This window comes from Demequina silvatica (genome assembly GCF_000971215.1).
Classification (GTDB): Bacteria; Actinomycetota; Actinomycetes; order Actinomycetales; family Demequinaceae; genus Demequina; species Demequina silvatica.
This window is the reverse complement of record NZ_BBMA01000005.1, coordinates 20,428-38,375: the sequence shown is the minus strand read 5'-3', so window position 1 is coordinate 38,375 and position 17,948 is coordinate 20,428. Positions and strand designations below refer to the sequence as shown.

Here is a 17,948-nt window from a genome sequence, read left to right as displayed (position 1 = left end):
GACGTAAAACCGGCACCCCTGCCGGTTTGCTGTACGCTGGCGCGATCGGTGCACCGCCGCATCGTCCCGACACACCCGCATGAAAGGGGCGAGACTCGATGGAGAGCCTCACCAAGAACCGCCAGTCCACGGAGACCCTCAAGGCGCTCATCGCGCGCGCGTACGGCGCCGACGAGGTCCCCGACGGCGACGACTTCGCGACCGAGATCACCGAGGGCTGGTTCAACGTCGCTTACCGCATCCGCCTCACGAGCGGCCGCGAGGCCGTGCTCAAGATCGCGCCGCCCGCGGACGTCGCAGTCCTCACGCGCGAGCACGGCATGATGCGCAACGAGCTCGCGGCGATGCGGCTGGTCGCCGCGCACACGAGCGTGCCCGTCCCGCGCATCGACCATGTCGACCTCACGCATGAGGTCGTGGACGCGGACCTGTTCTTCATGGAGTTCGTGGACGCGGACAATTTCGGTTTCGCCGCAGCGGACGGCCGCCTCGACGCCGCGACCATCGCGGCGGGCAACCGCGAGCTCGGCGCGCTGAACCGCGAGATCAACACCGTGGTGGGTCCCCACTTCGGCCCTCTCGAGGGGCCCGGCTTCGCGACGTGGCGCGAGGCCTTCACCGACGCCTTCGAGGCCACGCTGCGCGACGGCGAGGCGGTAGAGATCGACCTCGGCTGGGATCCCGACGTCATCCGCAAGGTGCTGGCCGCCCACGCGGACGCGCTCGACGAGGTCACCGAGCCGCGCCTCATCGAGGTCGACCTGTGGACCAAGAACTCGATGATCCGCGACGGACGGATCGTCGCGATCCTCGACCACGAGCGCGCCCTCTACGGCGACCCGCTCATGGAGGCCGGCCTCACCGGACTGGACCTCGCCGGCTTCGACGACCCGACCGACTTCATGGCCGGCTTCGGGCTCGGCGAGCTCACGCCCGCGCAGCGCACGCGCCGCCGCCTCTACTCGCTCTACCTCGCCGTCATCATGACGGTCGAGACCAGGTACCGCGGCCACACCGACACCCAGGTGTACGACTTCGGCCGCGCCGAGCTGGACCGGGTCATGGCGGCGCTCGGGCACGTGCGGGTCTGACGTGGCGTCGCTGCCCACCGGCACCCGAGCGGAGGAGCTCGGCACGCGCCCCCTCGGGCGCCTGCTGTGGTGGTCCTGCGCGAACACCACGGCGTCGGTGGGCATCTACGGCGTCTACGCGCTCACGAACGCATGGTTCGTGTCCCGCATGGTGGGGGAGACGGCGCTCGCCGCGGTGACGCTGGCGACGCCGCTCCTCCTGCTGGTGGGTGCCGTCTCGACCACGGTGGGGGTGGGCGCGGCCTCGCTGGTCTCCCGCGCGCTGGGGTCGGGGCGGCCGGACGATGCGGCGCGCGCCACGGGCAACGCGCTCGCCCTGTTCTGGGCGGTCGCGGGAGTCACGGCGGTGCTCGGCCTGACGTTCCTCGATCCGCTCCTGCGGATGCTCGGCGCGACGGATGCGACGCTTCCGTACGCGCGCCCGTACGCGGCGGTGATCCTCGCCGGAGCTCTGGTCTCCACGGGGTTCTCCGCGATCGTGCGCGCGGAGGGGCGGCTCGGGTTCTCGACGCTGATCTGGGTGACGGCGGTGGTGGTGCAGATCGTGCTCGACCCGCTGCTGATCCTGGGGCTCGACCTCGGGGTCACCGGGGCGGCGCTGGGCACTGTGGGCGGCCAGGCGGTATCGGCGGCCCTGGCGCTGTGGTTCTTCTTCGGTCAGCGCGAACGTCCGTACCGGATCGCCGCGGCGGACCTGCGCCCCCACAGGAGCACCCTGCGGGCCATGATCGGCGTCGGCGCGCCGTCCTTCCTCGCAGGCGTCGGGGCCACCGCGGTCGTGGCCGTGGTCAACTCCTCGCTCGCCGCCGCGGGCGCCGCCGCCCTGGCCGCGTTCGCGGTCTGCGCCCGGCTGCAGACGTTCGTCACCATGCCCCAGATCGGCATCACCCAGGGCACCCAGCCCGCGGTCAGCTTCTCCGCCGGTGCCGGCCTGTGGTCGAGGGCGGCGCGCGCGGCCACCCTGTCCACCCGCGCGACGGTGATCTACGGCGCGGTGGCCGGACTCGCCGTGGCTCTCGCCGCGCAGCCGCTCGCGGCGCTCTTCCTCGACGCCGGGGAGGCGCGCGACACCGCGGTGACGGCGCTGCGTATCATCGCGATCGGGTTCGCATTCTCGGGTGTCGCGCCGCTGGTCTCCGGCCTGTTCCAGGCGGTGGGAGACGCGCGGCCGTCCTACGCGCTGTCCGTCGGCACCGTGGTCGCGATCAAGCTGCCGCTGGTGATCGGCCTGTCCACGCTGGGCCCCACCGGGATCTGGATCGCCCTGCCGCTCGGCGAGCTGCTGTCCGCCGCCGCGGCGATCGTCCTGCTGCGGCGGTCCCGCGGCCTGCGCGGGGTGGCCGCATGACCACGGTGCACGAGGACGAGGGCCCCATCGCCGCACGCCAGCGCGCCTACGCCAAGGGCGACCGCCGCCGCGCGCAGATCCTGCGCGAGGCGTTCGCCGCGTTCTCCGCGGGCGGCTACCGGGGCGCCTCGATGGTGCAGATCGCCGCCGCCTGCGGCGTCTCGCGTGCGGGACTGCAGCACCATTTCCCCACCAAGGAGGCGCTGCTCGCCGCGGTCCTGGAGGAGCGGGACCGCGTCAACGGGGAGCTGTTCTTCGCCGGCTGCGACGCCCGTAAGGATGGCATCGACTACCTCACGCGACTGATGCGCGTGCTCGAGCACAACGTCACCCAGCGCGAGCTCATCGCGCTGTTCGCGACCCTGTCCACCGAGGCGGCCGACGCGGAGCACCCCGCGCATGGCTACTTCGCGGACCGCTACCGGTGGCTCCGCCGCGACATCGACGACGCGCTCGCGGAGGCGGCGTCCCGCGGTCTCCTCCGTCCCGGCGTCGATCTCGACGGGCTCTCCTCCGACCTCATCGCCCTCATCGAAGGGCTCCAGGTGCAGTGGTTGCTCGACCCCGACGCTGTGGACCTCCCGCGTCGGGTGCGCGCGTGGCTCGCGCAGGTGGTCGCCGCGGACCTACGGACCGGCTGACCCCGCGCGCCTCGCGCACGCGACACGCGATCCGTCCATGCGGCCGCGCGATCGGGCATCCGCCCGAGCAGGCCGGCGCCGCTAGCGTGTGACGGGATCGCCCGGAGTGCGCCGTCGCACCCCCAGGGCCGAAGGAGGCGCCATGGTCCACCAGCTCCGCGTGAACGCACCCGCGCCCGCGGCACCCGCCCCGCTCGACATGGGCGACCCCGCCGGCACGCGCGGCGCGATCACCGTCACCACCACCCACCTCGAGCGCGAGGGCGTCCCGTGGATCCCGGTGATGGGGGAGTACCACTTCAGCCGCGACCTGCCCGAGCGGTGGGAGCGCGAGCTGCGCAAGATGCGCGCCGGCGGCGTCGACGTGGTGGCGACCTACCTGCTGTGGATCCTCCACGAGGAGGCGGAGGGCGACCTGCGCTGGGACGGCGCCCGCGACGTGCGTGCCTTCGTCGAGACCGCCCACCGCGTGGGGCTGAAGGTGATCCTGCGCATCGGCCCGTGGGCCCACGGCGAGACGCGCAACGGCGGCTTCCCCGACTGGCTCCAGGCGCTGCCCATCGCCCACCGGACCGACGACCCCGCCTACCTCGCCCACGTCCGGCTCTGGTTCGCCGCCATCGCCGCGCAGACCCGCGGGCTCTTCCACGGACCCGACAACGCCGACGCGCCGGTCATCGGCATCCAGGTCGACAACGAGCTCTACGACCAGCCCACCCACCTCGCCACCCTGCGCCGCCTCGCCGAGGAGGCGGGCATGCACGCGAGCCTGTGGACCGCGACCGGCTGGGGTGGCGCGCAGCTCCCGCCGCGCGGGGTCCTGCCCGTCTACGCCGGCTACTCCGACGGATTCTGGGAGGAGTCCGACGTCGAATGGCCCGCGTTCGGCGCGACGCACTTCACCTTCTCCGCCGTGCGCGACGACCTCACCGTGGGCGCCGACCTGCGCGCCGAGGCCGCGGTGGTGGGGGACGGTGCGCCGCTCGGGGCGGGCGACCCGTGGCCCTACGCGACGTGCGAGCTGGGCGGCGGGATGACGGTCGCGTACCACCGTCGCCCCCACGTCGATCCCGAGGACGTGGCCGCGCTCGCGCTCACCAAGCTCGGCTCCGGCTCGGCCTGGCAGGGCTACTACCTCTACCACGGCGGCACCCACCCCATCGGGGCGCTCTCGCCCACCCAGGAGTCGCACGCGACCGGCTACCCGAACGACGTGCCCGTCCGCGACTACGACTTCTTCGCCCCGCTGAGTGCCCACGGCCGCCAGCGCCCGCACTTCCACGCGCTGCGCCGCCAGCACCTCTTCCTGCGCTCGTGGGGACACGCCCTGGCGCCCCTGCCTGCGACCATCCCCGAGCCCACGGACGGCGGACCCCGCTGGTCCGTCCGCGCCGACGGCGCGCGCGGCTTCCTGTTCCTCAACACCCACCAACCCGCCGTCGCACCGCTTCCCGACCTCGAGGCGGTCGCCTTCGAGGTGTTGATGGACGATGCTGCGGTCACCGTCCCCTCCCGGCCCACCGGGGTCCCGGCGGGCACGGCGACCGTCTGGCCGCTGCGCCAGCCCTTCGGGTCGATACCCGCCCTCACGGCGACCGCTCAGCCCGTCACCGAGCTCCGGGTGGATGGCCGCACGGTGGTGCTGTTCGCCGCGTCGGACGGGATCGAGGTCGAGCTGCAGGTCGAGCGCGACGGCGCGACCGAGATCATGCGCCCCGAGGGTCCGCCCGGCCCCGGCTGCGTGGTCACGGTCGGCGACACGGATCTGGTGTTCCTCACCGCGGCGCAGGCGGACACGGTCTGGCGAGGCGAGATCGACGGCCGCGACACCGTGCTGCTGTGGGACGGCGAGGTGTGGTTCGACGCCGCCGGCGTCCGCGTGGCGCCCCCGGCCCGCGCATCGTCCCTGCTGGCGCTGCCGCCGCTCGCGACCGACGCCAGCGGCACCGCGGGGCCGTTAGTCCGCCACCCCGTGCCGCGCGGCCACGCGCCCCACGCCGTCGCGCTCGGCGCGCGGCCGGCGCCCGTCACCGCGCCCGTGCGCACCGACCCCCGTTCCGGGCGCCTCTCCGCGCCCACCGACGCGGACTTCGCCGCGCTCGAGCCGGTCTCGCTCGCCGTCGAGGACGCGTGGTTCGAGGGCGTCGAGCAGCTGATGCTCGAGCTCGACTGGACCGGGGACGCGCTCCGGCTGTCCGCGGGCGACGCGCTCCTCGCGGACCAGTTCTGGTCCGGGCGGCGCCTCGAGGTGGACCTCCTGCCGCACCGCGACGCCATCCGCGCCCACGGCCTCACGCTGCGCGCGTTCGCGTGGAACCCCTCCGCCGGCGTGCACGTCGACAGCCGCGTCCGGCCCGCGGGCGGCGCGCCCGTGCTCGAGCTGCGCTCGGCGATGGCGCGACCCGTGGTGACGATCGCGCTGGCGTGACGGGGGAGGCCTGGCACGATGGCCCCGTGGAGCAGGTCGACGGGTTCGTGCATCAGCGGATGCACGTGGTCGAGCGGGCGCGCGTCACCGAGGCGCTCCGCGGCCCCGTGACCCGACGCCTGGTGGTCACCGACGCGGGGTTCTTCCCCGCGGCCCGGTTCCACGCGCGCAGCCGCCCGCACGGCGTCGCCGAGACCATCGTGATCCTGTGCGTGAGCGGCTCCGGGTGGGTCGAGGTCGCCGGCGTGCGCACCGGAGTGGGGGCCGGCGCGGTCGCCGTCATCCCCGGCGGGGTGCCGCATCGCTACGGCGCGTCCGAGGCGGCGCCGTGGACCATCTGGTGGTGCCACCTGCGCGGCACCGACGTCGCGGAGCTGGTGGCGGCCACCGGCCTCACCCTCGAGCGGCCCGTGGCGTCCCTGCGCCATCCCGAGCGCGCGGTCGCGCTCCTCGAGGAGATGGTCACCACGCTCGAGCGGTCGGTTGCGGCGGCGCAGCTGGTGGGCGCTGCGGGGTGCGCGTGGAAGCTGCTCACGCAGGTCGCGGTGGACCGCGCGATGCCCGAACGCGGCGACCCGCTCGGACGCGCGATGCGCTACATCGACGAGCGCTTCGACGGGTCGATCAGGGTGACGGACCTCGCCGCGATGGTGGGCGTGTCCGCGTCGCATCTCTCCGCGCTGTTCCGCGGCGCGACGGGCTCCGGGGTGCTCGCGTACGTGACCGGCCGGCGCATGGCGGCCGCGCGCCAGCTGCTCGACTCGACCCCGATGAGGATCGCGGACGTCGCGTCCGCGGTCGGGTACCCGGACCCGCTGTACTTCTCGCGCCAGTTCCGCAAGGCGCACGAGATGAGCCCCAGCGAGTACCGCGAGCTGCGCAAGGGCTGAGCGCTACCCGCGGATCATGGCGGTCGCGCGACGCTGCCAGGCGACGTCGGCCCACAGCGGGTGGTGAGGCGCCGCGTTGGAGGTGGGCACCGCGCCCCACGCGCCCTGCTCGACCGCCTCCGTGATGCCGGCCTCCGCGAGGTCCTTGCCCACGGGCCCGTCCTCGAACGTGCTGGCGAGCGGCGTGTACCCGACCCAGCCCTCGCCGATCACGAAGGGCACGTCCGCGCGTCGCGCCCACGCGCCGATCGCCCGCACGCGCGAGCGGATCTCCTGGTGCATGAGCGCGCGGTACTCGCCGTAGTGGTCGTAGAGCCAGAGGTCCCAACGCTCGGGGTCGACGTGGTCGTAGGTGTAGAGCATCTGATCCGTCACCACCGTCGCCTCGAGGCGCCACGGCTCGGGCCGGCCGTACTCCTCGACCGACGGCGCGTCGTCGCGCAGCAGCGCCGTCAGCGCGGCGTTGGGGAAGCCCTCGCTGCCGGTGTCGCGCACGTCGATGCGCCGCTGCAACGCGTCGAGCACGCCGTACGCGTACACGTGGAACTGGCCCACCTGGAGGCCGCGCGGCAGCGAGCCCATGTCGAGGTGCGGGGGCCTGCCGTAGCTCACGGTGGCCGGCACGTCGGGGTGGTCGCGCGTCACCAGCGCGATCGCCTCGTCGATCGCGTCCGGGCTCGCGGGCACGCGGGAGAAGTCGACCTCGTTGTGCAGCTCGACGAACGCGACCGTGTCGAGCAGACCGGCCGCGCGGATCTCGCCGAGCAGGACGGACGTGGCCGACGCGAGGCGCCGGAGCCGGTCCTCGAGCGGCACCGCGTCGATCGCGCGCCACCAGCGATGGTCCGCGGCGAAGGCGGGGGACTGCTGGTGCTCCCAGCTCGACAGGATGATCCGCACGCCGCGGCGTGCGGCGGCCTCGAGCAGCGCAAACAGGCGCGCGTGCAGATCCACCGTCGCGGGCGTGCGGACGTCGTACCAGCGGGTGCCGGCGCCCCGCCCCGCGCCCATGCCGGTGAGCGTGAGGGTCTCGGGGAGGCCGTGGCCGCCGGCGAGGTAGAGCGGCGCGGCGCAGATGCGCAGGGCGTTGTAGCCGCGCTCGACCGCCTGCGCGACGGCGGCGTCGAGGTCGGCGTACGCGTCGGCGGCGCGGGTGTACCAGGAGAAGTCCCACAGGGAGATCGCGAGGCGGTCGTCGGCGGTCGGCACAAGCCGAGGCTAGGCGACAGGTGCGGCCGCGCGCGCGACCCGGCCCGCGCATCGTCGCTTCGTCCATGCCGGGCACGCGAACGCCCATGGGTGGGGCGCGTGCGCGCGCCTAGGTTGCAGTCATGACCGGCAACGACGCTCAGCACGATGAGGCGCGAATCGTCCTCCCCGACGCCCCCGCACACCTGGCCGCCGCGCTCGAGGCCGGCGGCGCCGTGGCGTGGGAGCAGCCCGTGCCCATCCGCACCTACGAGGCGGGGGAGCCCAGCCCGTACCCCATGTACCTGGACCGACGCGTCTACCAGGGGTCGAGCGGCAAGGTGTACCCGCTGCCGTTCACCGAGTCGGTCGCGGACACCGCCGTGACCCGCGACTGGCGGGCCGTCCACCTCGAGAACGCGTACGTGCGGCTCATGGTCCTTCCCGAGCTGGGCGGTCGGATCCACGTGGGCTACGACAAGACCACCGGCTACGACTTCTTCTACCGCAACAACGTGATCAAGCCCGCGCTGGTGGGCCTCGCGGGGCCGTGGATCAGCGGCGGCGTGGAGTTCAACTGGCCCCAGCACCACCGGCCCGCCACGTACCTGGCCGTCGAGACGGCGATCGAGACGGGCGCGGACGGCGCCGTCACCGTGTGGTGCCACGACCACGACCCGTTCGCGCGCATGTCCGCGCAGCACGGCATCCGGCTCCGGCCCGACAGCTCCGTGGTCGAGCTGGTGGTGCGCGTGCACAACCGCTCGAGCGAGCGGCAGACCTTCCTGTGGTGGGCGAACGTGGCCGCACGGGTCCACGACGGCTACCAGTCGTTCTTCCCGGAGGACGTCCGCTACGTCGCCGACCACGCGCGGCGCGCCCTCACCGCGTTCCCGGCCGCGGACCGGCCGTACTACAACGTCGACTATCCGGCGCTCGCGGCCGAGCGTCCCGGGGCGGACCGGCTCGACTGGTACCGCAACATCCCGGTCCCGACCTCGTACATGATCGTCGACTCGCAACAGGACTTCTTCGGCGGCTACGACCACACCGCCGGCGCGGGCTTCGTCCACTGGGCCGAGCGCCGCCTGTCGTCCGGCAAGAAGCAGTGGACCTGGGGCGACGCCCCGTTCGGGCATGCGTGGGACGGTCAGCTGACGGACGGCGACGGCCCGTACGTCGAGCTCATGGCAGGCGTCTACACCGACAACCAGCCGGACTTCAGCTGGCTGCTGCCCGGCGAGACCAAGGTCTTCACGCAGCACTGGTTCCCGATCCCCGCGATCGGACCCGCGCACCAGGCCACGCCCGACGCGGTGGTGAACGTCTCCGGAGGGGACGATGCGGTGGCCGCCTTCGCGGTCACCTCGCCCCAGCGGGGGGCGGTGGCGCGCATGCTCCGCGGCGGGACGGTGGCGGCGGAGCGCGTGATCGACCTCGTCCCGGGCGAGGTGGGGACGCTGGAGGCCGCGGTGGCCCGCGCGGACGCCGCCTTCGAGCTGCGCGACGCGGCCGGAGCCCTGCTGGTGCGCTGGGAGCCCGCGGCGGCGCCCGACGAGGAGCCCTGGGTCGCCGAGGAGCCGCCGTCGCCGGCCCGCACCGCGAGCGTCGAGGAGCTCTACCTCACGGGGCTGCACCTCGCGCAGTACCGCCACCCGACCCGGTCGCCGCTGCGGTACTGGGACGAGGCGCTGCGCCGCGACCCGGGCCACGTCCCCACGCTGCTCGCGGTGGCGGACCGGCTCTACCGGTCCGGGCGGTACGGGGAGGCGCTCGACCGCGTCGAGCGGGCGCTCGCCCGCCTCACGCGCCGCAACGCCAACCCCACCGACGCGGAGGCGTTCTACCTGGCAGGCCTGTCGCTGACGCGACTGGGCCGGCTTGACGAGGCGGAGCGGGCCTTCGGGAAGGCGGGCTGGGACGGCACGTGGGCGCCGGCGGCCGGGCTCGAGCTCGCACGGCTGCTCGCGCGAGGCGGCCGCAACCGCGCCGCGCTGCGGGTCCTCGACACGCTCGACGGGGTGGTGGGGCACGACGCACGCCGTGCGGCGGTGCGGGCGATCGTGCTGCGGCGGCTCGGCAGGGAGGCGGAGGCCGCCCGCGTGCTCGACCTCGCGCTCGGGTCCGATCTCCTCGACGCGACCCTGCGGGTGCTCGCCGGCCGGGAGGTCGCGACGGACCCGGGGACCCTGGTCGACGTCGCGCTGGACCTCGCGAAGGCGGGCGACGTGGACGGCGCGCTCGCCGCTCTCGACGCCGCCGTCGCGGCGCCGGTCACGGGGGCGGGCAACGTCCGGCCCGTGGCGCACTACCTGGCCGCCGCGATGCTTGACGGCGCGGGACGGACCGCCGAGGCCGCGGCGCGCCGCGAGGCGGCGCGCCGCGCGGACCGGACGCTCGCCTTCCCCGCGGGGCTCGACGCCCTCGACGCGCTCGAGGCGGCCGTCGCCGCGGACGCCGACGACGCGGTCGCCCGCTCGCTCCTGGGCATGCTGCTCTACGACGTCGACCGTCGGGACGAGGCGGGCGCGCTTTGGGAGGCCGCCATCGCGCTGGGCCTCGAGGATCCGGTGCTCCTGCGCAACGCCGGCCTGGTCGCGTACAACGTCGCGCACGACGACGCGCTCGCGTGGGAGCGCTACGCGCAGGCGCTCGCCGTGGCGCCGGACGACGCGCGGCTGCTGTTCGAGCGCGACCAGCTCGCGTCGCGGCTGGGCCACACCTCCGCCGACCGGCTCGCGATGCTCGAGCAGGTCGAGGCCCTGGTGCTTACGCGCGACGACCTCACCATCGAGTACGTGGAGCTGCTCGTGGCTGAGGGGCGGGCCACGGAGGCGCTCGCCATCCTCACCTCGCGCGCGTTCCACCCGTGGGAGGGCGGTGAGGGCCGCGCGCTCGCCGCCTGGGACCGCACGCATGCCGCGCTCGGCCTCGACGTGACGGACCCGCCCGCGAGCCTGGGCGAGGCATGGGCGCGCTACGCGCCGCCGGCTCCCGTGCGCGAGGACGGCGTCACCGACTACTTCGCGACCAGCCTGCCCGAGCTGCTCCTGTTCGCCCGTGAGTGACCAGCACGTGATCGCCGCGGGTGGCTACGAGGCGTCCGTCGCGGGCATCGGTGCGACCCTGCGACGGCTCCGGTACCGCGGGCGGGACCTGGTGGTCCCCTTCGGAGCGGGCGAGGAGCGTCCCGACATGCGCGGGGCGCTGCTGGCGCCGTGGCCCAACCGGACCGCCGACGGGACGTACGCGTTCGCCGGACGCACGCATCGTCTCCCCATCGACGAGCCGGCGCGCCGGACCGCGAACCACGGCCTGGTCGCGAACCTGCCCTTCGCGCTCCTCGACCGCGGCGCGGACCGGGTGGTCCTCGCGGCGACCCTCGAGCCGAGCGACGGCTACCCGTGGCGGCTCGCGGTCACCGTCGCTGTCGCCGTCGACGCGGGCGGACTGACCCACGAGGTCGAGGCGCGGAACCTGTCCGACACGAGCGCGCCGCTCGGGCTCGGCGTGCACCCGTACCTGCTCGCCGGGCTCCCCGCGGAGCGGGCGGTCGACGACTGGGCGCTCCGCCTCCCGGCACGCGAGGCGATGCTGGTGACGCCCGACCGCCTGCTGCCCCAGCGCATCGTCCCCGTCGCCCGGCACGACGGAGGGTCGCTCGACTTCCGCGAACCCCGTGCCATCGGGCCGGCACGCCTCAACCACGCCTTCACCGCGCTGCGCCGCGACGCCGACGGTTGGGCGAGGGCGCGGCTCACGGCGCCCGGGGGCGAGGGGGTCGAGCTGGCGGTGGACGGCGCGTACCGCTGGCTCCATGCGTACACGGCGGACGAGCCGAGCGTGGGGCCGCCGCGGGCCGGCGTCGCGATCGAGCCGATGACCTGCCCGCCGGACGCGCTGAACTCGGCGCGGGACCTCCTGGTGGTGCCGCCGGGCGGGCGCGTCGCCGCGGCCTTCCGCATCCGGGGCCTCGACGGGGCGTGACGCACGAACCGTGCGCATCGTTGGCGCACCCGCTCGCGGAGGAGCGCACGAATCCTGCGATCTCAGACGAATCGCCCGACACGGCCAGCGTGGCTTCGCGGATGCGCAGGAGTGTGCTCGTACGTTGAGGACGCGGCTCCTCGCCAGTTGCCCCCCAGCCTGGCGAGGAGTCGCCCAGGCGCTCCGGCCGCCGTTCTCAGCATTCTCCCTGGTTCCTCCCAGTCGGGTCCCGGCTCCGCGCGATGAGGTAGTGGCAGGACCTCATCCAAGGAGACTGCGATGCACGACGACCCGTACCTGCCCCCCGCCTCGAGCCAGGCCGTGATCGAGTGGAAGCCGCCGCGCCGCCGCTCCGGGCTGCGCCGCGCGGGCACCGTGCTCGGTGCCGCGGGCCTGCTGCTGGGCGGGGTCGCGATCGGCGTCAACGTCGCCGACGCGGGCACCGCCACCGTCACCGCCGAGGAGGAGACCGCGGCGGTCGACAACTCCACCGCACTCGAGGACACGCCCGCGCTCGGCGACGCGCCCACCGAGGTCCCCTCTGACCCCGGCTACGGCGGCACGTGGCCGGGCGAGGGCGGCTACCCGGGCGGCGACTCGGGGTACGGCGCGGGCGTCTCGACCCAGGCGGAGGCGACCGTCGCGGACAGCGACGCGTCCACCGGCGTGGTGCTCATCGACACCGTGCTCGGCTACGACCAGGGCGAGGCCGCCGGCACGGGCATGGTGCTCACGAGCGACGGCCTGGTCCTCACCAACAACCACGTCATCGAGGACTCGACGGAGATCACCGTCACGCTCGCGACGGGGGAGACCTACTCCGCCACCGTGATCGGCTCCGACGCGGACGACGACGTCGCGCTCCTCCAGCTCGACGGCGCCTCCGGTCTCACGACGGTCGCGATCGACGACGACGGCGTGACCGCCGGCGACGCCATCACGGCGGTGGGCAACGCGTCGGGCGGCGGCGTGCTCATGGCGGCGGACGGCTCGGTGACGGGGCTCGAGTCCTCGGTCACCACCTCCGCGGACTTCACCACCGCGAGCGAGACGCTCGACGGCATGATCGAGTTCTCCGCCGCCGTGGTCTCGGGCGACTCGGGCGGCGCGCTGCTCGACAGCGAGGGCGAGGTCATCGGCATGACCACCGCCGCCTCGACGGGCAGCGCCGACGTCACGGCGTTCGCCATCCCGATCGACGATGCGCTCGACATCGCTGCGCAGATCCGGTCCGGCGACACCTCCGACGGCGCGACCATCGGCTACCCCGCGGTGCTCGGCGTCGCGGTGTCCGGGCAGGCGCAGATCGAGTACGTCTACGGCGGCACCCCTGCCGAGACCGCGGGCCTGGCCGCCGGCGACACCATCACCTCGGTGGACGGTGTGTCCGTGGGCAGCGCCGCGGAGATCTCCGCCGTGCTGGCGGAGTTCGAGCCGGGGGACTCCGTCGCGATCACCTGGACGGACACCGTCGGTCAGGCCTGGGACGCCACGGTCACCTTGGCACAGGGTCCGGCCGCGTAGCGGGGACGATGCGCGGGCACAGGGTGACGTAAAGCGCACTAGGATTCTCTGGTCCCCACCAAGGACGTCCCCCTGAGAGAAGGAAGATCCATGCGTTTCTCCATCGGTGCGAAGGCGACCATCCTCGCCGCGACCGCCGCGCTCGCGCTCTCCGCCTGCGCCGCCGACTCCGAGGCCGGCGCGAGCGCCAGCGCCTCCGCGTCCGCCGAGTCCGCACCCAACGTCGGCACCATCGTCGCCGACATCAACACCCTCACCGGCTGCGAGACCTTCGGCGGCGTGTGGTCGGGCGGCAAGCTCGCCGGCGCCGACGTGGTCGCGGGCTACCAGTACACCTGCGACGTGGACGGCGACGGCGTGGCCGAGACCACCCTGTCGATCTACAACGCGACCGACGACCTCGAGGCCGACCTCGCGAACGTCGAGGCCGCCAACGCGGACGCGGCCGTGCTGCGTGGCGACCACTACCTGGTCGCCACCACCGACAGCTCGCACATCGCGAGCCTCGAGAACGAGGGCGTCGAGGTCCTGCGCGAGCTCGCCTCCGCGTAACGGACCGCCCCGAAGGACCCCCGCTCAGGCGGGGGTCCTTCCGCGTCTCCGGGGTTCTTCCGCGTCTCCGGGGCGCTACGCGCGGTGGGACGTCGAGACGCGCAGGAGCGGCAGCACCACCTCGTCCACGATCCCGGCGACGTCGGGAGCCTGAGCGGCGCCGTACACGAACAGCACCTCGTTGCGCATGAGCGCGACGATCGCGCGGACCACCCGGAGCGGCACCGGCGCGTCGCCGATCTCGCCGGCGGCGCGTGCGCGCTCCAGGATCACGCCGAGCCAGCCCTCCACCTGCGACAGCACCAGGTTCCCCACCCGGGCGACCGTCGCATCGTCCACCTCGCCCACCACGCCGCGGAACGTCTGGACGCCCTCCGGGCCGATCCGCTCGAGCATCCCCTGGAACAGGGCGATGAGGTCCTCGCGGAGCGGCCCCGCGAAGTCGGCGGGCGGCGTGGCGATCCTGCTCGACACGAACGCGTCCACGGCCATCTCGGCGCGCGAGCCGTAGCGGCGGTACAGGACGGGCTTGCTGGTGCCCGCGCGGCGGGCCACGCCCTCGAAGGTGAGGCCGGGGTAGCCGCGCTCGCGGAGCTCCTCGAGGACGGCGGCGCGGATGGCCTCGAGCAGCTCGCCGGAGCGGCGACGGCGCGCGGGGGCGTCGGCCACAGTGCCTCCTTCCGGCGCGGGTCGCGGTGGGTCCGTTGCACCCTATCGCGGCGTTAAGATACGGTACGTATCGTATCTTGTTCGCTCCCGAATGGAGAAGTGCCATGTCCGAGTCCTCGACCGCTCGCGAGAGCTGGAAGCCCGTGGTGGGCCTCGCCGTGGGACTGGCGCTGCTGGTCAGCACCATGCTCGTGGCGTTCGGCCTGCCCGCCGTCCACTCCGCCGCCCACGACGTCCCCATCGCCGTGGTCGCACCCGCCGAGGCCGCCGACCAGATCGCGGGCGCGCTCGAGGCGGCCCAGCCCGGCGCGTTCGAGGTGACGGTCGCGGCCTCGCAGGAGGAGGCGGAGGCGCTCATCCTCGACCGCGAGGTCTACGGCGCGTTCGTGGTCGGGGCCGAGGGCCTCGGCGTCGAGATCGCGACCGCCGCGAGCCCGACCGTCGCGACGCTTCTCACGCAGGTGGGCCAGGCGGCGGCGGCGCAGCAGGGTCTCGCCGCCACGGTCACCGACGTGGTGCCCACCTCCGAGGACGACCCGCGCGGTGTGGGCCTGTCCGCCGGCGCGCTTCCGATCGCGCTCGGCGGGTTCATCGCGGGCGTCGCGACCACGCTGCTCATCCGCGGCACGGGGCGCCGCCTCGCCGCCATGGGCCTGTTCGCGGCCGTCGGAGGGCTCGCGATGGTGTCCATCCTCGAGTTCTGGTTCGGGACCCTCACCGGCAGCTTCTGGGCGACGGCCGCGGCGGCCATGCTCGGCATCCTCGCGACGGGCATGACGGTGCTGGGCCTCGAGAGCCTGCTCGGCAGGCCAGGCATCGCGGTGGGCGCGCTGCTCATCGTGTTCCTCGGCAACCCGCTGTCGGGCCTCACGAGCGCGCCCGAGATGCTGCCCCAGCCGTGGGGCGCGATCGGGCAGCTGCTCCCGCCCGGCGCCACCGGCACGCTGCTGCGCAACGTCGCATTCTTCGACGGCGCCGCGATCGCCGAGCCGGTCGCGGTGCTGCTCGGGTGGGCCGCCTTCGGCGCGATCCTGCTGGTGGTCGCGGGCCTGCGGACGCGCACCGTCGCCGCCGAGAAGGTGACGGTCGCGGCCTCCTAGCCGCCGCATCGTGCCCGCGCGGGGCACATACTGGTCGAATCGGGGCGAAAGCCGCCCCGATTCGGCCAGTTTCTTCTTCGGTGAGGAGTCCTCATGCGTATCAGCGGCGTGGTGAAGGTGGCGGTGGTGGCGGCGAGCGCGGGCGCGGTGCTCGCGGGATGCACGTCGAGCTCGGACGACGAGGCGAGCCCCAGCCCGTCCACGGAGTCGATCTCCGCGGAGGCGGTCGACGTCGCGGGGACGATCGCCAGCATCAAGGAGGTCGCGACCTGCGAGTCCTGGACCGGCGGCAAGGCCGCGGGGGAGGGCGTGCTCGCGGGATGGCAGTACGTCTGCGACCAGGACGGCGACCTGGTCGCGGAGGCGACGCTGTCGATCTACCTCACCACCGATTCGCTCGAGCGCGACGTCGCCGAGATCGAGGCGGCCTCCGCCGACACCGGGATAGTCCAGGGCGACCACTACATCTTCGCGACCACCGACCCGGCGCAGTTCGACGCGGTGGTGGACCTGGGCGGCGAGGTCGTGAGGGAGATGCCGTAGGCGCGTGGCACGAGTCGGCTCACATGGTGAGCATGGCCTTGATGGCGCGACGCTCGTCCATCGCCCGGTAGGCCTCGGCGGTGTCATCGAGCGGGATGACGAGGTCGAAGACCCTGCCGGGGTCGATCTCGCGGCGCATGATGCGGCCGATGAGGTCGGGGAGGTAGTGGCGCACGGGGGCGGGGCCGCCGTGCAGGTGGACTCCTGAGAAGAAGAGCCCAAGCCCGTCGAGCGTGACGTCGTGCGAGACGCCGACGTAGCCGACGTGGCCGCCTGCCCGGGTGGCCTTGATCGCCTGGTCCATGGCCTCCTGGGTGCCGACGGCCTCGATGGTCGAGTGTGCGCCGAGGCCGTCGGTGAGCTCCTTGATGCGGGCGACGCCGGCGTCGCCCCGTTCCTCGACGATGTCGGTGGCACCGAACTCGCGTGCGAGGGCCTGACGGTCCGCGTGGCGGCTCATCGCGATGATGCGGGCGGCTCCGAGCTCGCGCGCGGCGAGCACGGCGAGGAGCCCGACCGCGCCGTCGCCCACGACGGCGACGGTCCTGTCCGGACCCGCCTGGGCCGCGACCGCGCCGAACCACCCGGTTCCGAGGACATCGGATGCGGCGAGGAGGGACGGGATCAGGTCCGGCTCGGGTGCGCTGGGGGTCGCGACGAGGGTGCCGTCGGCCAGCGGGACTCGCAGGAGCTCGGACTGGGCGCCGCCGGGCGCGGCCGCCTCGCGCTGCGGGCAGTGGGTCTGGTAGCCGGATCGGCAGATCTCGCACGTGTTGTCGGAGGCGAAGAACGATCCGACGACGAAGTCGCCGACCTTCACGTTGGCGACGGCGTCGCCGATGGCGATCACGGTGCCGGCGTACTCGTGGCCCATGGGGGTGGGCACGGAGGGGAGGGGCTCGAGGCCGCGGTACGCCCACAGATCCGACCCGCAGACACAGGACGCGGCCAGCCGCACGATCGCGTCCGTGGGATTCTCGATGACCGGATCCTTGCGGTCCTCGACACGGACGTCGCCGGGGCCGTACATGAGCGCTCCGCGCATGGCTCTCTCCTCAGTTGGGGGTGGTGGCTCGCGTCAGCGAGCGTGGTGCTGGGTCGAGGCGAGGACGCCGAGCAGCGCGAGCGCCTCGTGGGAGGCGGAACCCGGTGCGGCGGTGAACACCGTCATCTGGATCGCGTCCTGGCCCACGAGGTCGAGGCCGTTGAAGGCGAGCTCGAGGTCGCCGACGTCCGGGTGGTGGAAGCGCTTGACGCCTGCAACGTGCTGCCAGACATCGTGGCGGCCCCAGAGCTCGCGAAAGTGATCGCTCCGGGTGGACAGCTCGCCGACCAGATCGTGCAGCGGCTTGCTATGCGGATCGCGTCCGGCCTCGGTGCGGAGCTGCGCGACGTTGACGGCGGCGACGGTGTCCCAGTCCGTGTAGAAACGACGTGCGCTGGGTTCGAGGAAGATGTAGCGAGCGAAATTCGGCGGATGGGTCGTGGCGGTGGTGATCATGTCCGCCACCAGCGCGCCGCCAAGCGTGTTCCAGGCGAGCAGGTCGGTGCGGCCGTTGCCGATCAGCGCGGCGGCGTCGGTCATGGAGTCCAGCAGCCAGCGCATGCTCGGCTCCGGGGTCCACGGTCGTTCGCCGGTGCGCCGCGCTCGCGTCCGGCCGCTGCTCTGCGCACCCTGGTGCGCGAGGCGGTAGAGGTGCTCGCGCTCGGCAGGGTCGAGCCGGAGCGCCTTCGCAAGACCGTCGAGCACGGCTTCCGATGCGCCTGCGATCGCGCCGCGCTCGAGTCGGGAGTAGTACTCCACGCTGACGCCGGCGAGCGCGGCGACCTCGCCCCGGCGCAGCCCGGGCACGCGCCGGTCGCCGCCGCGCGGCAGGCCGACGTCTTCCGGCTCGATGCGTGCGCGGCGCGACATCAGGAACTCGCGCACCTCGCTGTGGTTGTCCATGGCGCCAGGATAGGGAGCCGCATCCGCGCGTGGGATGCC

At 73.9% G+C, this 17,948-nt stretch carries 15 protein-coding genes; 11 read left to right on the top strand and 4 right to left on the bottom strand.

Going from position 1 to position 17,948, the window contains the following annotated elements; genetic code table 11:
• Window positions 1–98: 98 nt before the first annotated feature.
• The 5 genes from AOM05_RS07660 to AOM05_RS07640 all read left to right on the top strand — a co-directional run bounded on the left by AOM05_RS07660 (window position 99) and on the right by AOM05_RS07640 (window position 6,398).
• Window positions 99–1,091 carry a phosphotransferase family protein gene (locus AOM05_RS07660; RefSeq protein WP_062520946.1) on the top strand — a complete coding sequence of 331 codons (993 nt, stop codon included), beginning with the start codon at window positions 99–101 and terminating at the stop codon, window positions 1,089–1,091.
• Between the two features lies 1 nt (window position 1,092).
• Window positions 1,093–2,439: an MATE family efflux transporter gene (locus AOM05_RS07655; RefSeq protein ID WP_062520945.1), complete on the top strand. Its 1,347-nt coding sequence runs from the start codon at window positions 1,093–1,095 to the stop codon at window positions 2,437–2,439.
• Window positions 2,436–3,080, top strand: a complete 645-nt coding sequence (locus tag AOM05_RS07650) for a TetR/AcrR family transcriptional regulator (RefSeq protein ID WP_062520943.1) — start codon at window positions 2,436–2,438, stop codon at window positions 3,078–3,080. Before AOM05_RS07655 ends, AOM05_RS07650 begins: the two co-directional genes overlap by 4 nt.
• A gap of 142 nt (window positions 3,081–3,222) precedes the next feature.
• A complete protein-coding gene (locus AOM05_RS07645) occupies window positions 3,223–5,508 on the top strand; it encodes a beta-galactosidase (protein ID WP_062520941.1) in 2,286 nt (761 codons plus the stop codon).
• A gap of 26 nt (window positions 5,509–5,534) precedes the next feature.
• On the top strand, window positions 5,535–6,398 hold the full coding sequence (locus AOM05_RS07640; RefSeq protein ID WP_062520935.1) for an AraC family transcriptional regulator: 864 nt from the start codon (window positions 5,535–5,537) through the stop codon (window positions 6,396–6,398).
• Window positions 6,399–6,401: 3 nt separating this feature from the next.
• On the opposite strand, the gene AOM05_RS07635 is transcribed toward AOM05_RS07640, so the two are convergent.
• Window positions 6,402–7,607 (bottom strand): cellulase-like family protein, encoded by a 1,206-nt coding sequence (locus AOM05_RS07635; protein WP_062520933.1) that lies wholly within the window; start codon window positions 7,605–7,607, stop codon window positions 6,402–6,404.
• A 122-nt stretch (window positions 7,608–7,729) separates the two neighbouring features.
• On the opposite strand from AOM05_RS07635, the gene AOM05_RS07630 reads away from it, so the two are divergent.
• The 4 genes from AOM05_RS07630 to AOM05_RS07615 all read left to right on the top strand — a co-directional run bounded on the left by AOM05_RS07630 (window position 7,730) and on the right by AOM05_RS07615 (window position 13,649).
• Window positions 7,730–10,654: a DUF5107 domain-containing protein gene (locus AOM05_RS07630; protein ID WP_062520931.1), complete on the top strand. Its 2,925-nt coding sequence runs from the start codon at window positions 7,730–7,732 to the stop codon at window positions 10,652–10,654.
• Window positions 10,647–11,573, top strand: a complete 927-nt coding sequence (locus tag AOM05_RS07625) for an aldose 1-epimerase family protein (protein ID WP_062520930.1) — start codon at window positions 10,647–10,649, stop codon at window positions 11,571–11,573. The genes AOM05_RS07630 and AOM05_RS07625 overlap by 8 nt, the downstream gene beginning before the upstream one ends.
• A 279-nt stretch (window positions 11,574–11,852) precedes the next feature.
• Window positions 11,853–13,097, top strand: a complete 1,245-nt coding sequence (locus tag AOM05_RS07620; protein ID WP_062520929.1) for a S1C family serine protease — start codon at window positions 11,853–11,855, stop codon at window positions 13,095–13,097.
• A 90-nt stretch (window positions 13,098–13,187) separates the two neighbouring features.
• Entirely contained in the window at window positions 13,188–13,649 is a 462-nt protein-coding gene (locus tag AOM05_RS07615) for a hypothetical protein (protein ID WP_062520927.1), read from the top strand.
• 75 nt (window positions 13,650–13,724) lie between these two features.
• On the opposite strand, the gene AOM05_RS07610 is transcribed toward AOM05_RS07615, so the two are convergent.
• Window positions 13,725–14,318, bottom strand: coding sequence for a TetR/AcrR family transcriptional regulator (locus tag AOM05_RS07610; RefSeq protein ID WP_062520925.1), 594 nt, complete (start codon window positions 14,316–14,318; stop codon window positions 13,725–13,727).
• Between the two features lie 104 nt (window positions 14,319–14,422).
• On the opposite strand from AOM05_RS07610, the gene AOM05_RS07605 reads away from it, so the two are divergent.
• Together AOM05_RS07605 and AOM05_RS07600 are read left to right on the top strand one after the other, a co-directional pair.
• Complete coding sequence (locus tag AOM05_RS07605; protein WP_082097364.1) at window positions 14,423–15,418, top strand: ABC transporter permease; 996 nt, start codon at window positions 14,423–14,425, stop codon at window positions 15,416–15,418.
• Window positions 15,419–15,511: 93 nt separating this feature from the next.
• Complete coding sequence (locus tag AOM05_RS07600; RefSeq protein WP_062520923.1) at window positions 15,512–15,961, top strand: hypothetical protein; 450 nt, start codon at window positions 15,512–15,514, stop codon at window positions 15,959–15,961.
• Between the two features lie 19 nt (window positions 15,962–15,980).
• Here the strand turns inward: AOM05_RS07600 and AOM05_RS07595 are convergent, their stop codons facing one another.
• Together AOM05_RS07595 and AOM05_RS07590 are read right to left on the bottom strand one after the other, a co-directional pair.
• Window positions 15,981–17,006: a zinc-dependent alcohol dehydrogenase family protein gene (locus AOM05_RS07595; protein ID WP_062520921.1), complete on the bottom strand. Its 1,026-nt coding sequence runs from the start codon at window positions 17,004–17,006 to the stop codon at window positions 15,981–15,983.
• 33 nt (window positions 17,007–17,039) lie between these two features.
• On the bottom strand, window positions 17,040–17,909 hold the full coding sequence (locus tag AOM05_RS07590) for a helix-turn-helix transcriptional regulator (RefSeq protein WP_062520919.1): 870 nt from the start codon (window positions 17,907–17,909) through the stop codon (window positions 17,040–17,042).
• Window positions 17,910–17,948 lie beyond the last annotated feature (39 nt).

Excerpts from the sequence above, each read along its gene's own strand:
- AOM05_RS07660 (WP_062520946.1), top strand. The coding sequence starts at position 99 with ATGGAGAGCCTCACCAAGAACCGCCAGTCCACGGAGACCCTCAAGGCG.
- AOM05_RS07650 (WP_062520943.1), top strand. The coding sequence starts at position 2,436 with ATGACCACGGTGCACGAGGACGAGGGCCCCATCGCCGCACGCCAGCGC.
- AOM05_RS07615 (WP_062520927.1), top strand. The coding sequence starts at position 13,188 with ATGCGTTTCTCCATCGGTGCGAAGGCGACCATCCTCGCCGCGACCGCC.
- AOM05_RS07645 (WP_062520941.1), top strand. The coding sequence starts at position 3,223 with ATGGTCCACCAGCTCCGCGTGAACGCACCCGCGCCCGCGGCACCCGCC.
- AOM05_RS07590 (WP_062520919.1), bottom strand. The coding sequence starts at position 17,909 with ATGGACAACCACAGCGAGGTGCGCGAGTTCCTGATGTCGCGCCGCGCA.
- AOM05_RS07605 (WP_082097364.1), top strand. The coding sequence starts at position 14,423 with ATGTCCGAGTCCTCGACCGCTCGCGAGAGCTGGAAGCCCGTGGTGGGC.
- AOM05_RS07595 (WP_062520921.1), bottom strand. The coding sequence starts at position 17,006 with ATGCGCGGAGCGCTCATGTACGGCCCCGGCGACGTCCGTGTCGAGGAC.
- AOM05_RS07620 (WP_062520929.1), top strand. The coding sequence starts at position 11,853 with ATGCACGACGACCCGTACCTGCCCCCCGCCTCGAGCCAGGCCGTGATC.
- AOM05_RS07600 (WP_062520923.1), top strand. The coding sequence starts at position 15,512 with ATGCGTATCAGCGGCGTGGTGAAGGTGGCGGTGGTGGCGGCGAGCGCG.
- AOM05_RS07630 (WP_062520931.1), top strand. The coding sequence starts at position 7,730 with ATGACCGGCAACGACGCTCAGCACGATGAGGCGCGAATCGTCCTCCCC.